Origin of the sequence: Gloeocapsopsis sp. IPPAS B-1203 (assembly GCF_002749975.1) — a bacterium.
In the GTDB taxonomy this organism is placed as follows: Bacteria; Cyanobacteriota; Cyanobacteriia; order Cyanobacteriales; family Chroococcidiopsidaceae; genus Gloeocapsopsis.
The window spans coordinates 17,978-33,025 of record NZ_PEIG01000003.1 but is presented as its reverse complement, the minus strand read 5'-3'; the positions used below and the strand labels follow the sequence as shown (position 1 = coordinate 33,025).

Here is a 15,048-nt window from a genome sequence, read left to right as displayed (position 1 = left end):
AGAGGTCAGGAGTCGGAGGTCAGGGTTCAGGGAACGCTACGTAGACCTACTACGGTTCAGAGTAAAAACAGGTTTGATATGAAACAAAAGGTGGGGCAACCCACCTTGTTTAATCCATTACATTGTGAGTAGTTCAACGGGTAAACGCTTAAATGCCAGACGTTCGTTTTCAACATCGACATAAATTGTGTCACCGTCGTTGAATTCACCGCGTAAAATCGATTTAGCAATCTGAGTTTCCAATTCGCGCTGAATTGCCCGTTTTAGAGGTCTTGCACCGAATACAGGATCATATCCTACTTCGGCTAAAAAGTCAAGTGCGGCATCAGAGAGTTTCAGTGACATCTTACGTTCTGCAAGACGCTTTTCAAGCCTTTGGATTTGCAGTTGTACAATATAGCGTAGTTCTGCTTTTTGCAAAGCATGGAAGATGATAATCTCATCAATCCGGTTGAGAAATTCTGGACGGAAGCTATTACGCATTGCATCCATGACACGACTACGCATCTCTTCATAGCGCGAGTCATCGCCAGCAATATCCAAAATGTACTGCGAACCAATATTACTCGTCATAATGATGATCGCATTTTTAAAGTCCACCGTATGACCTTGTGCATCGGTGACACGCCCATCATCCAGAATTTGCAGCATGACATTAAACACGTCGGGGTGAGCTTTTTCGATTTCGTCAAATAGTATCACTGCATAAGGACGACGGCGAATTGCTTCAGTCAACTGTCCACCTTCGTCATAACCGACATATCCTGGAGGTGCACCAATTAAGCGCGAAACTGCGTGTTTCTCCATATATTCCGACATATCAATCCGCACCATTGCTTCTTCGGTATCGAATAGATATGCTGCAAGTGCTTTGGCAAGTTCGGTTTTACCAACACCTGTAGGACCAAGGAAGATAAAACTCGCAGTTGGACGATTTGGATCGGCTAAACCTGCACGCGATCGCGCGATCGCATCTGCAACCGCTGTGACTGCTTCATTTTGCCCAATCACGCGACGGTGAAGTTCATCTTCTAAATGTAGCAGCTTCTCTTTTTCCGATTCCACTAACTTGCTAATCGGAATTCCTGTCCACTTCGAGATAATTTCCGCAATATCTGCTTCGGTGACTTCTTCACGCAAAAGTGATTGACCAGTAGTTTGAGTTTGCGAGAGTTTAGTTTCGGCTTCTTCTAGCTGACGATGCAAGTCAGTTAATTTACCGTATTTCAACTCCGCTGCTTTATTTAGGTCATAGTCACGTTCGGCTTGCTGAATTTCAACATTAACGCGGTCGATTTCTTCTTTAATTGCCTGAATTTGATTAATAACATCTTTTTCAGACTGCCATTGTGCATTTAGGGCGCGTTGTTGTTCTTTGAGATCTGCAAGTTCTTTTTCGAGTCTTCCTAACCGTTCTCTCGAAGCAGGATCGCTTTCTTTTTGGAGTGATAGTTTCTCCATTTCAAGTTGAAGAATCTTGCGATCAATCTCATCAAGTTCTTCCGGTTTGGAAGTGATCTCCATTTTCAAGCGCGCAGCGGCTTCGTCTACCAAGTCAATTGCTTTATCGGGTAGAAAGCGATCGCTAATATATCGACTCGACAGTGTTGCAGCTGCAACTACCGCACTATCAGAGATTTTTACCCCGTGATGGACTTCATAGCGTTCTTTGAGTCCGCGCAGAATCGAAATTGTGTCTTCTACCGAAGGTTGATCGACATACACTTGCTGGAAGCGACGTTCTAACGCCGCGTCTTTTTCGATATACTTGCGGTATTCATCCAAAGTGGTTGCACCGATACACCGCAACTCACCTCGTGCCAGCATTGGTTTAAGCAAGTTTCCGGCGTCCATTGCGCCTTGTGTTGCACCTGCACCAACAACGGTGTGAATCTCATCAATAAAGAGAATAATTTTACCTTGCGACTCGGTGACTTCTTTAAGTACTGCTTTGAGACGTTCCTCAAATTCGCCGCGAAACTTTGCACCTGCGATTAATGCACCCATATCTAAGGCGATAAGTTTACGGTCTTTGAGCGATTGCGGGACGTCACCTGCAACAATTCGTTGGGCGAGTCCTTCAGCGATCGCCGTTTTACCGACGCCAGGTTCGCCAATTAAGACAGGGTTATTTTTAGTACGGCGGGACAGAATTTGAATTGTGCGGCGGATTTCATCGTCACGCCCAATTACTGGGTCAAGTTTACCTTGACGGGCGGCTTCAGTGAGATCGCGCCCATATTTTTCTAGAGATTCGTATTTGCCTTCTGGATTTTGGTCAGTCACTCTCTGACTTCCTCGAACTTGTTTAATGATACCCCTGAGTTTTGCTTCGTCTAACCCGAATTCTTGAAATAGGCTTTTACCGAAGCGATCGTCGTTAGCGTAAGCTAATAATAAATGTTCAATTGAAATATATTCATCTGCTAATTCTTTACGATAGTTTTCGGCGCGATCGAGTAATGTATCTAAGCTACGTCCTAGAAATACAGAACTTCCACTACCAGAAACTTTCGGTTGACGTTGAATAAATTGTTCGGCGCGTTCTCGGACTTTCTGAACGTTAACTCCTGCTTTGTTTAAGATACTACTGGCTAAACCTTCTTGTTCTAGCAGTGCTTTCATCAAGTGTTCGCTTTCGATCTGCTGTTGCTGTGCAGCTTTGACGATATCTGGCGTGTGGGCGATCGCTTCCCACGCTTTTTCTGTAAACTGATTTGGATTTGTTGGTTGCATATTCTGAATTCCCTCTGAGTGCTGGTGTGATTCAACCACAGAGACGCAGAGAGCACAGAGTGGTAAATATAAAAAAGGCTAACTGCTATCCCTATAGGTCATTGTAGAAAGAAGCCGGCTTGTGCTTAGATCGGTGTTTACGTATTTCTGCGTGGGTATTTCCGGTCAATGGGGTATCCTAGAATTTCTGGTCGTAATTATCTAGTTTGTGCGTGGTGCTGGATCAACGTAGAAAGGTTTCGACTATTTTTTCCTCACCCCTCACCCTTCACTCCTCTAATGGCTAAAAAAAAGCAGAAATTTCCTTATTTAGTTGGTTCTAAGTGGACTGCACAGCAAAAAATTGATGGTTGGCGTCATTTTGTCGTGGTTAACCGCAAAAATCAAGGCAAGTGGCTGTTTGCAGAAATGGTTGCAGCGTGCGATCCTAATGTACGGTTTTGGCTGAATGCTACATTACTCAAAGACCGATCGCAGTGGCAAGCTGGCTGGCAATCTTTAAAAGATATTGCCGAACTTAACGAACTTGCGACGGGTGAGTTTTGAGTTAATTTCATTTATTACCCATAACTCCGCGCACAGTTAACACTATTGAGTGAAATCCGTAATATTTCGGTTTTAGATTGTTGCTTTTTGGTTACAAAATATTACTAGAATATTGACATTTCTTATAAGTATTCTCTTAACAGCAAGTAATAGATTAATTTTATTTATGATTTGCTGGTATTGTATAAGATAAAACTTAATTTTTCTTAAAAATAGGGTAAGAATTATCCTAACAGAGAGGTTGCTGTGTCTATGAAACGATCGCAAGGCAAAAAGTCACGCCATGTTTGCGTTCAAGAAGGGGTACTGAATCGCATTACCAGTCGCATCCGTAAATCTTTAGAACTGCAAGAAATTCTAACAACGACTGTCGAGGAAGTACGTAGGTTTCTAAACACAGAAAGAGTTAAGATTTACCGATTTCATCCTGATGGAAGTGGTGAGGTGATTGCTGAATCAATTCACGGTCAGCGGCTTCCATCACTTCTAGGGCTACATTTTCCTGCTGATGATATCCCACCACAAGCGCGGGAAATGTTTGTGAAAACTCGTCAGCGGATCATTGTGGATGTTGTTGCTCAAAGAAAAGCACTAAACCAACTCGATAGCTCGGAAACAGGAGAAAGCCTCTTAGTAGAAGATATCCGCTATTGCCCTATCGATCCTTGTCATGCCCAATACTTGTCTAATATGGGTGTGTCTTCCTCGCTAACATTGCCCATTTTATACCAAAACCAGCTTTGGGGGTTGCTTGTTTCGCACCACAGTCAACCGCGACAGATTTCTCAAAAAGAATTAGAAGTTGTACAGTTGCTTGTCGATCAGCTATCAATTGCAATTTCTCAATCAAACCTATTGAAGCAGACACGACAACAAGTGCAGCACGAAGCAACACTCAATCAAATTAGTTGCTTGCTTCACTCTCCTGCTAGTGTCACAGAAATTCGCCAAACCGTTTTAGAAGAGATTGTCAAAGTTTTACAAGGTTCTGGAGGTAGACTTTATATCACCGCAGAACCTACAGGTAAGCTAGCGCAAGTTTATACCTACGGAGAACAACCTTGCTGTGAACTTGAAGAAAGTTCATATTGGCAGCAAATAATGGGGTTTCCGCAATCTACTTCCCCCAATCAGCAATACAGTTATGAAGAACTGCGCGTGCAGAATTTTTCCATAGCAGAAAACCTTGAAAATTTATCTGCTGACCATAATAGTGCCCATGTGTCAAAACTGCCCCATTTCCGAACGATTAGCGACTTGTATCAAGAACCACACTTTGATTTAGTCTCGGCTTTTGCAGCAACGAAAATTCGTTCAATTTTGATTATGCCGCTGCAATATCGTCAAGATTGTGTAGGATGTTTTACGATTTTCCGCAATGAAATCGAAACTGAGACTTTGTGGGCGGGGAGAGTGAATCATGACGAACGCAATGTTCGTCCGCGTGAGTCGTTTGCAGCGTGGCGAGAAATCAAACAAGGACAAGCACAAGAGTGGCGTCTCAATGAGGTTAAACTTGCTCAAGCTTTAGGAAATCATCTATACATGGCTGTGATGCAGCGACGCGTGGAAGATATGTTCCGCCATCAAGCTTCACACGATCCTTTAACAGGGCTACCAAATCGGATACTTTTTGAAGATCGTCTTTCCCTAGCTCTTGCTCAAGCCTATCGGCGCGGTGAAATGCTTGCCGTAGCATTTCTTGATTTAGATCGCTTCAAAACAATCAATGATACGCTGGGTCATGCGGTGGGAGATGCGCTATTACAAAGTGTGGCGCAAAGATTGCTAGGCTGTTTGCGTGAAGGCGATACAATCGCCCGTTGGGGAGGCGACGAATTTACCTTGCTACTGCCACGAATTAGTTGCCCAGAAGAAGCTGCTAAGCTAGCACAAAGAATTTTATCTTCTTTCAAAACTCCGTTTCGGATTGGCGATCGCGAATTACACATCACAACAAGTATTGGGATTGCATTAGCTCCTTACGACGGCGAAGATACAGAAACGCTACTTAAAAATGCGGATACGACAATGTACCGCGCTAAGCAGCAGGGAAAAGACAACTTTCAGTTGTACGCGCCGGAGATGAATAAAAAAGCACTAGAGCAACTTGTTTTAGCCAATCATCTCTACAAAGCATTAAACCGCGATGAGTTTTTGCTGCACTATCAGCCACAGCTTAATTTAAAAACTGGTCAGATCGTCGCACTTGAAGCTTTGATTCGCTGGCAACATTCAGAGTTAGGGCTAGTTTCTCCTGATCAGTTTATTCCCTTAGCAGAAGAAACGGGATTAATCGGCGCAATTGGCGAGTGGGTACTCCAAGCTGCTTGTACCCAAAACCGTGCTTGGCAACTCGCAGGGCTACCACCAATGCGGATTGCGGTGAATCTCTCAGCGCGACAGTTTCAACAGCAAAGCTTATCAAAAACGATTGCTCGCGTTCTTGCAGAAACAGGACTCGATCCGAGTTATTTGGAAGTTGAAATCACAGAAAGTATTGCCATGCATGATGTCAACTTCACAATTTGCGTTCTGCAAGAGTTACAGGATATGGGCGTCTACATTGCGATGGATGACTTTGGAACTGGCTACTCCTCGCTGGCGACACTCAGACGTTTCCCCTTACATACCCTCAAGGTGGCTCGCGAGTTTGTTAACGATATCACAACAGATCAAAAAGACGCAGCGATTATTAAATCGATCGTTGCGTTAGGACATGGGCTAGAGTTAAATGTCATTGCTGAAGGTGTCGAAACACTAAAACAGTTGAAGTTTTTACACGCGGTGAAGTGCGACGGAATGCAAGGCTACTTGTTTAGCAAACCCTTACCTGCTGAAGCTGTTATCCAATTTTGCCAGCAACAGTTAATGGTTGGTAATTTGTAACTAGGTTAGAAAAGTTTTGAATTTTGACCCTTCGCTTCGCTCAAGGGCAAGCTTTTGAATTAAAATAAAAGAGTTTTTAAACTCATAACTCAACACATACGAGTAAGGCATAACGAAATTTGTTTCATTTCATTGTATTGCAGTCGAAGAGCTGGTTAGGTTTTAAAATCTCAACATCAGCAAGCACAGGGTTTTCACCTCCAGCATAACTGCCTCCTGCCTCTTGCTATATTGCAGAAAAAAGTGAAGGGGAATTGATGAAACATTTATTAGTTATGAAATAGGTAACAAAACCCTCTTAAACGAGGAATTGGTACAAACTTTTGTAGCGAACAAATTTTGGCAACGTAACTATTTCTACTTCTTTTGATAGAGGCTATAAGAGCTAGTCCATATAGTATATTTCAGCAGCGCCTTGAACTCTCGCAGCTCAAGTTTGCTGAGAAGATAGGAGTTTCGTTCCATAGCGTTAATCGATGGGAGAACGGACGGACAAAGCCTTTACCGCTGGCAATGAAACAAATTGAAACTCTCCTGCACTCATTGGGCGATCGCGGCACAGACCTACTCGCTAAATACTTTCCCAAGTAAAAGGTATCTATGCCTGCTGACATGAAAGCAACTGCTCCTGAAGATATTTTTGGCGATCGCGAGATGGCGGCACTCATGTGTCACGACTGGTTACAAAGTAGCGACATTACCGAACGCAAGCAAGTTGAAGCAGAACTGCGGCAAAACAATGCGATTTTGAACGCAATTAACAAATCAGCGCCCACGCCCATTTTCGTCCCCTACATTATGGAATCGGGACAAACCCAAGTGGTCGAATTAACGTTTGCGAGCGCCGCGGCGCTCGAAACTGTACGTTTAGCAGCAGAAGCCAAGCTTATCGATTTACAATTTACGATTTTAGATTTTGGATTGGACGATGTTGATGGCAGCCCAAAATCTACAGACGCTGACGAGCAACTCAGTCATCTAAAATCTAAAATCCAAAATCCAAAATTCCAAGTTTTCGGTGATGTTGCCTGCTTACAGCAAGTGGTAGCAATCGCGTCTTGGTTTCAGTCTCACATGACGAAACCTGTAAAGCCACAGGTGTTAGTGAAAGCAATCGTGCAGTTATGCGGGCAAGGTGAAGGAACAGGAACATGAACCAGGATTGTCAAGCGGCTGAACAGCTTTTTACAGGCAATAGTGAGATGGCAATGCGGATGCGATCGCTCGACTGGTCGCAAACGCCACTGGGGTCAATTGAAAGCTGGACTCAAAGCTTACGATCGGCGCTGAGTATTTGCCTCAACTCACGCTTCCCGATCGCCATTTACTGGGGACAAGACTGCTTGCTGCTCTACAACGACGCTTGGCGTCCGATCGTTGGTGATAAGCACCCCTGGTCATTGGGACGCCCCGCCCGCGAGGTTTGGTCTGAGATTTGGGGCGACATTGGACCAGAACTTGCGGGGGTTTTAGCGACGGGTGAGGGCACCTTTCATAACGACGAACTTTTGGCGATGCATCGATTTGGATACACCGAAGAGTGCTTCTTTGAGTACACATTCAATCCCATTCAAGGACAGGGAGGTATCGTTGATGGAGTTTTTAACATCGTTACTGAAACCACCTACCGTGTTTTGAACGATCGCCGCACTCGACTGCTGCGCGAAGTTGCATCTAGAACGGGAACGGCAAAGACTGCCGAAGATGTGTGCGCCTTGATGGTAGAAACTCTCAGATCCGATCCTGCTGATATCCCGATGGCGCTCCTCTACCTGATTGACTCAGATGGCAGATATGCCCGTCTCTATGGCAGCACCGAGTTTGCTTTAGATAGCTCGGTGAGTCCTGAGATTGTGGATCTTACTGAGGAGAATGGTAATGATAGTTGGGCGATCGCCCGCGCTGTTCGTACCGCGCAACCGCAAGTAATTGATGACCTCGTGTCACGCTTCGGAGAACTTCCTGGCAGTCCTTGCTCCGAGCCACCCCAAGAGGCGATGGTACTGCCAATCGCCGCCACTGGGCAAAGCAGAGTGACCGGAGTGCTGGTTGCTGTCGCTAGCCCGCGCCGTAAACTCGACGATCACTACTGTGACTTCTTCAGTCAAGTTACCGCACAGATTGCTATGGCGATTACGAATGCCCGCTCCTACGAAGAAGAGCGGCGGCGGGCTGAACAACTTGCCGAACTTGATCGCGCTAAAACGCTGTTCTTTAGCAATGTCAGCCATGAATTTCGGACTCCGCTCACGCTGATGCTGGCTCCCTTAGAAGATGCGATCGCCAATCTGGGTGAAACGATTCCAGTCCAAGAACGCGAACAATTACAATTAGTGCAACGCAATGCGTTACGGTTGTTAAAGCTGGTCAATACTCTGCTGGACTTTTCCCGCATTGAAGCTGGACGAGTGCAGGCAGTTTATGAACCCATTGATTTAGCTGCCTTTACCGCCGAACTCGCATCGGTGTTTCGCGCTTGCATCGAACGGGCAAACCTCCGGCTAGTTGTAGATTGTCCACCCCTGCCAGAGGCGGTGTATGTTGATCGCGAAATGTGGGAGAAGATCGTTCTCAACTTACTATCCAATGCCTTCAAGTTCACCTTTAGCGGGGAAATTGAAATTTCCCTAAAAATGAAATGCAAAAAAGAAAGTTTTGAATTAGAAGATTCAACTCAAAACTCTTTACGAGAAATTCAAAACTATGTTGAGTTAGCGGTGCGCGACACGGGAATTGGCATTCCAGCCACAGAACTGCCGTACTTGTTTGAGCGGTTCCATCGGGTAAAAGGGGCACAGGGGCGCAGCATTGAAGGATCGGGGATTGGGCTATCGCTGGTGCAGGAATTGGTCAAGCTGCATCAAGGTGCGATCGACGTAACCAGCGTAGAGGGAACTGGCACTTGTTTCACCATTTCGATTCCCACGGGAACGGCTCATTTACCCCAAGATCGAATCGGGGCGAGTTGCACTTTAGCTTCAACTGCATTGGTCGCGCATCCTTACTTGGAAGAAGCTCTGCGTTGGCTACCGGAAGAAAATGAGGGGGAGACAACGAGAGAGGAAGACAAGTGGAGTATTACTGAGGAATTCTCCTTGTCTCGCCCCCTTGTTCCCTTGTCCTCTTCTTCTGCTCGGATTGTTGTGGCAGACGACAACGCAGATATGCGCGACTACCTCAAGCGGTTGTTAAGTCAGCAGTACGAGGTAGAAGCCGTGTCAGATGGTCTTGTGGCGCTGTCTGCGGTTCGTCAGCAGGTTCCAGATTTGATCTTAACAGATGTGATGATGCCTAACCTCGATGGATTTGGTTTGCTGCAAGCGATCCGATCCGAGCCGCAAACGAGGGAAGTTCCGATTATTATGCTTTCTGCTCGTGCTGGGGAAGAGGCTCGTATTGAAGGACTGGCAGCAGGAGCCGACGATTATCTGATCAAGCCCTTTTCTGCGCGTGAATTGTTGGCACGAGTGGAGGCAACCTTGAAGCTAGCGCAATTGCGGCGGGAAGCAACTCAACAGGAACAGGTGTTACGACTGGAAGCAGAAACGGCAAAACAGCAACTTGAAACCATTTTGTCAAGCATTAGGGATGGGTTTTATGTCCTCGATCGCGATTGGCGGTTTACCTATGTCAACGATCGCCACTGCGAAATCATTGCAATGCCACGAGCAGAAATTCTGAGACGCAATATCTGGGATTTGTTTCCCGCTGCGGTTGACACTGATGTTTATGAGCATTTTCATCGAGCGATGCGCGAGCAAACACCGCTCCAGTTTGAGAATCTATACGCCCCCTGGAATCGTTGGTACGACCATCGAGTTTATCCTTCGCCCAATGGACTGACCGTTTTTGTGGCTGAGATTAGCGATCGCAAGCAAGCCGAAGCCGAACGAGAGCAACTGCTGCAACGAGAACAAGTGGCACGCGAACAAGCCGAGCAAGCCAACCGCATCAAAGACGAATTTTTAGCCGTCCTGTCCCATGAGTTGCGATCGCCCCTCAACCCGATTCTGGGCTGGTCAAAGCTCCTGAAAACTGGCAATCTGAACACAGCTAAAACCGCACAAGCTGTAGCCACAATTGAACGGAACGCGAAATTACAATCCGAACTGATTGAAGACTTGCTGGATGTCTCTCGAATTCTGCAAGGGAAACTTAGCCTGCATGTGAGTCCTGTTAATCTCGCAGCTACAATTCAAGCAGCGATCGAAACGGTGCGACTCGCCGCAGAAGCCAAGTCGATTACGGTAGAAACAAACCTTGATCCTGAAGTTGGACAGGTTTCAGGTGACGCAACTCGCTTGCAGCAAGTAGTATGGAATCTGCTTTCTAATGCGGTCAAATTTACTCCCACCGGTGGGCATATTAGCGTGCAATTACAACAGGTAGGCGATGAGGCGTGTCTTACCATTGGCGATACGGGTAAGGGCATTCATCCTGACTTCCTGCCGTATGTGTTTGACTATTTCCGACAAGCAGACGGTTCAACGACGCGCCAGTTTGGCGGGTTAGGGTTAGGACTGGCGATCGTACGTCATCTCGTGGAACTGCATGGGGGCACGGTTGAGGCAAACAGTGAGGGTGAAGGCAGGGGAGCGATCTTTACGGTAAAACTGCCGCTCATGATGATGCAGTCAACACCAAAATTGAACTCTCATTCATTAGAACTATTACTCGATTTGAGTGGGGTTCAAGTTCTAGTCGTAGACGATGAACCCGATTCGCTAGAATTCATTACCTTTGTCCTAGAGCAGGCTGGCGCTAGCGTAGTCACTGCAACAACCGCAAGCGAAGCCTTGGCGATACTCGATCAATCTCGGCTAGATGTGCTGCTGAGCGATATTGGGATGCCGGATATGGATGGCTACATGCTAATGCGACAGGTGAAAGCATTACCGCCGGAACAGGGAGGAGAAATTCTGGCGATCGCCCTGACTGCCTACGCTGGTGATTTCAACCAGCAACAAGCTTTGCAGGCTGGATTTCAACAGCATCTTACTAAACCAATCGAACCTCAGGCGTTAGTTAAGGCTATTACTACACTGCTTAGAAGGATGATGAGATCAGACATTAGCACCTAACAACAATGACATCTTTAGTGGCTGTTGGGCAAAAGTTTATTATTTTTAACTTAACTCGTGCGCGATCGTGTTTTGTTGACATTTCCTCAAACTTTTTTCAATAAAGAAACGCTATTCGCATATATTTTGCTTCGCGCTTTGTGAACCTGTAAAGCCGCAAGCTATTGGTTACACGGTTGGTTTTTGCCTCTTATATCTATTCACTGACACTCGCCTTTCTCAGTTGTGTCCAGAAAAAACAATTTTTGAGAATAAATACTTAATTTTTATTTTGTTACTCTTTTTATAAAAAAGTGTACATAAGTTCTTTTTGAAGGATTTATTTTTAAACTTAGTCGATTATTTAGATTTTTTAATTACAAATTAAAGATTAAGCGGCTAAATACTTTAATTTAAACCTGTATTTATCCTTAAGACCTCTTTCATTTCCATATAAGTTGGACAATAATGCGATCAAACAAGCTAGTTAAAAATTCCTTCTCTAGTCAAAAGCATTCATACAAAGATAGGAGCCAACTCAACGTGAAACTTGCAGTCTACGGAAAAGGTGGCATCGGTAAATCCACAACAAGCTGTAATATATCGGTCGCACTAGCTAAACGCGGCAAAAAAGTCTTGCAAATTGGTTGCGATCCAAAGCATGACAGTACTTTTACACTAACTGGGTTCTTGATTCCCACAATTATCGATACACTTCAGGAAAAAGACTACCACTACGAAGATGTGTGGCCTGAAGATGTCATTTACAAAGGCTACGGTGGAGTAGACTGTGTTGAAGCAGGAGGTCCTCCAGCCGGTGCAGGTTGTGGTGGCTACGTTGTTGGTGAGACAGTCAAGTTACTCAAAGAACTCAATGCCTTTGATGAGTACGACGTGATTTTATTCGACGTTTTAGGTGACGTGGTATGTGGTGGATTTGCAGCACCGCTCAACTATGCAGATTACTGTATGATTGTCACTGATAACGGTTTTGACGCCTTATTTGCCGCGAATAGAATTGCAGCTTCGGTTCGAGAAAAAGCTCGTACTCACCCATTGCGTCTAGCTGGTTTGATTGGCAACCGGACAGCAAAGCGGGATTTAATTGATAAATATATCGAATCAGTGCCAATGCCAGTCTTGGAAGTTCTACCTTTAATTGAAGATATTCGAGTGTCTCGTGTTAAAGGCAAAACTTTATTTGAAATGGCAGAAAGCGATCCATCGTTGGAGTATGTCTGCGACTACTACTTAAATGTTGCAGATCAAATTTTGGCACGTCCAGAAGGTGTTGTGCCCAATGATGCTCCAGATCGCGAGTTATTTTCGTTACTGTCTGATTTCTATCTCAATCCCACTAAACCACAAGTGGTGAGTCAAGAAGAAGAATTAGATTTAATGATGGTCTAAAAAGCTGATAGCAGTTAGCTGTTAGCTTTTAGCAAGGAGAAAATAAGTAATAGGAGTTATTATGCTTGCAATGGCTAATAATTCCCAGTCTTTAAGATATGTTGATTTTTACTTAGTAACTCCTACTAAGTGGTATCGTAAGCAGCTAATTGTGACTCTCCAGTCGCTATTATCAAGCTAGTGCTCAGGATGGGGTAAGGAGATCATGGCTTTTTTTGAAGATTTGAAAATTTCTCTAAGACAAAAGTGGTTGCGTTTCTTTCAAGCAAATCGTTCTTGGCTTAACTTGTATACGGATGCAGCGTCTGTAGCAACTCCAGATGGTGGCAAAAGACCAGCATCATACCTCATCCTGGGTGTTGTCAATGCGCTTGAACCACAAGTAGCACAATTGATGCTACCGTTTTCTAAACTGAATCCTGACGTGGATAGCTTAATTGAGGTACTAGAGTTAAATTTTGACCCCAACATAGCACTAGAAAATAGCCCGATACAAGCTACCGAACAGCCAGAAGCAGAACAAATTCAACAAGAAGTACCTTTGTCGGATGCAGAAATTGCACAAATGCTACCACCTCAAGATGAAGGCATAACAGAGTCTGTTACTGTCATTCAAACGCTGACACAGCTGAGTGAGATGCCTTACGAAGAAGCGATCGCTGACCCTCATTATGAACCTAGCCAAGAAGAATTCGAGCCTGAAGGCAGTCGGGGTAGTAATGGTGATGTAATTTCGCGTTTATTTCCTAACTTTTAATAATTTCATACTGCTACTAGTTGATGGCTAATAGCTAACGGCTAATAGCTGATTGTTTTTGTGTGCCGATATAAGAAAAAAAGGGGAGAGTTTATGAGCGTTGCTCAAACTGAAGCATTAAATTTTGAGTGCGAAACCGGAAATTATCATACTTTTTGTCCGATTAGCTGTGTTGCATGGTTGTATCAGAAGATTGAAGATAGTTTCTTTTTGGTCATTGGCACAAAAACTTGCGGCTACTTTTTGCAAAATGCTATGGGGGTAATGATTTTTGCAGAACCCCGTTATGCAATGGCTGAGTTAGAAGAAGGTGATGTTTCAGCGCAGTTGAATGACTATGACGAATTAAAGCGATTGTGCGAGCAGATTAAGCGCGATCGCAACCCAAGTGTGATTGTGTGGATTGGCACTTGCACCACCGAAATTATCAAAATGGATTTGGAAGGCTTAGCCCCCAAACTTGAGTCTGAAATTGGAATTCCCATTGTAGTAGCGCGGGCGAATGGTTTAGACTACGCCTTTACTCAAGGAGAAGATACAGTACTAGCTGCAATGGCGGTGCGGTGTCCTGACAAAGCACCCGAAGCTGAAAAGAATGACCGTAACGCGATTCAAAAACTATTACACTTCGGCAAGAAAAAAGAAGAAGTTGCCCAAGAAGAATCTGAGTACGTCGATCATCCACCACTTGTATTGTTCGGTTCGCTTCCTGATCCTGTGGTTACACAGTTAACGTTAGAACTGAAAAAACAGGGAATTAAAGTTTCTGGCTGGCTACCGGCAAAGCGTTACACTGAACTACCTGTTTTAGAAGAAGGTTACTATGTTGCTGGCGTGAATCCCTTTCTCAGTCGTACAGCAACAACACTCATGCGGCGACGCAAGTGTAAACTGATTGGTGCGCCTTTCCCAATTGGTCCTGATGGAAGTCGTGCTTGGGTTGAGAAAATTTGCTCAGTATTTGGTGTGACTCCTCAAGGATTAGAAGAACGCGAAGCTCAAATTTGGGCAAGCTTGGAAGATTATCTTCAGCTAATTCGCGGCAAGTCAGTGTTCTTTATGGGCGATAATTTACTAGAAATTTCGCTAGCGCGTTTCTTAATTCGCTGTGGTATGACAGTGCCAGAAATTGGTATCCCTTACATGGATAAACGCTACCAAGCTGCGGAATTGGCTTTGCTAGAAAAAACTTGCCACGAAATGGGCGTATCGTTGCCTAAAATTGTGGAGAAGCCGGATAACTACAACCAAATTCAAAGAATTAAAGACCTCCAGCCAGATTTAGTGATCACTGGTATGGCGCACGCCAATCCTTTAGAAGCACGGGGAATTAATACTAAGTGGTCTGTTGAGTTTACTTTTGCTCAAATTCACGGCTTTACTAATGCGCGTGACATTCTAGAGTTAGTAACTCGTCCATTACGTCGTAACAATAATCTTAAAGATTTGGGTTGGGAAAAGCTTGTGAAAGAAGAAGCTAAGGTTTAGTAAAGCGGTTAGCCATTAGCTATTAGCTCTTAGCTGCTTGCTTAAATTAAACTGTGGCGCAGGTGAGAATGCCTGCGCCACTTTACGTTAATGAGTTATAGGTCAGTATAGTTAGCAGATGATGGAAGCTCAGAATCGTTGATTTAACGAGCTTTTAATTCT

8 protein-coding genes and 1 pseudogene are annotated in these 15,048 nt (G+C 44.7%); 8 read left to right on the top strand and 1 reads right to left on the bottom strand.

All coding sequences use genetic code 11. The features are described from left to right. Positions 1 to 117: 117 nt before the first annotated feature. Positions 118 to 2,736, bottom strand: coding sequence for an ATP-dependent chaperone ClpB (clpB, locus tag CSQ79_RS06230; protein ID WP_099700333.1), 2,619 nt, complete (start codon positions 2,734 to 2,736; stop codon positions 118 to 120). A gap of 279 nt (positions 2,737 to 3,015) precedes the next feature. Between clpB and CSQ79_RS06225 the strand changes: the two genes are divergently transcribed. The 8 genes and pseudogenes from CSQ79_RS06225 (at position 3,016) to CSQ79_RS06190 (ending at position 14,886) form a co-directional block, all read left to right on the top strand. Further along, positions 3,016 to 3,282 (top strand): TIGR02450 family Trp-rich protein, encoded by a 267-nt coding sequence (locus CSQ79_RS06225; RefSeq protein WP_099700663.1) that lies wholly within the window; start codon positions 3,016 to 3,018, stop codon positions 3,280 to 3,282. 252 nt (positions 3,283 to 3,534) lie between these two features. Then, on the top strand, positions 3,535 to 6,171 hold the full coding sequence (locus CSQ79_RS06220) for a bifunctional diguanylate cyclase/phosphodiesterase (protein WP_099700332.1): 2,637 nt from the start codon (positions 3,535 to 3,537) through the stop codon (positions 6,169 to 6,171). A 366-nt stretch (positions 6,172 to 6,537) separates the two neighbouring features. Continuing rightward, positions 6,538 to 6,762: a helix-turn-helix domain-containing protein gene (locus tag CSQ79_RS06215; protein WP_289500686.1), complete on the top strand. Its 225-nt coding sequence runs from the start codon at positions 6,538 to 6,540 to the stop codon at positions 6,760 to 6,762. A gap of 9 nt (positions 6,763 to 6,771) precedes the next feature. Further along, on the top strand, positions 6,772 to 7,326 hold the full coding sequence (locus tag CSQ79_RS06210; RefSeq protein ID WP_099700331.1) for a PAS domain-containing protein: 555 nt from the start codon (positions 6,772 to 6,774) through the stop codon (positions 7,324 to 7,326). Beyond that, positions 7,323 to 11,252, top strand: coding sequence for an ATP-binding protein (locus CSQ79_RS06205; protein ID WP_099700330.1), 3,930 nt, complete (start codon positions 7,323 to 7,325; stop codon positions 11,250 to 11,252). The genes CSQ79_RS06210 and CSQ79_RS06205 overlap by 4 nt, the downstream gene beginning before the upstream one ends. Before the next feature lie 522 nt (positions 11,253 to 11,774). Beyond that, positions 11,775 to 12,641 (top strand): ferredoxin:protochlorophyllide reductase (ATP-dependent) iron-sulfur ATP-binding protein, encoded by an 867-nt coding sequence (gene bchL, locus CSQ79_RS06200; protein WP_099700329.1) that lies wholly within the window; start codon positions 11,775 to 11,777, stop codon positions 12,639 to 12,641. 205 nt (positions 12,642 to 12,846) lie between these two features. Next, positions 12,847 to 13,126, top strand: a pseudogene (locus CSQ79_RS28820) (DUF5331 domain-containing protein); the annotation flags it as partial. A gap of 365 nt (positions 13,127 to 13,491) precedes the next feature. After that, positions 13,492 to 14,886, top strand: a complete 1,395-nt coding sequence (locus CSQ79_RS06190) for a ferredoxin:protochlorophyllide reductase (ATP-dependent) subunit N (protein WP_099700328.1) — start codon at positions 13,492 to 13,494, stop codon at positions 14,884 to 14,886. Positions 14,887 to 15,048 lie beyond the last annotated feature (162 nt).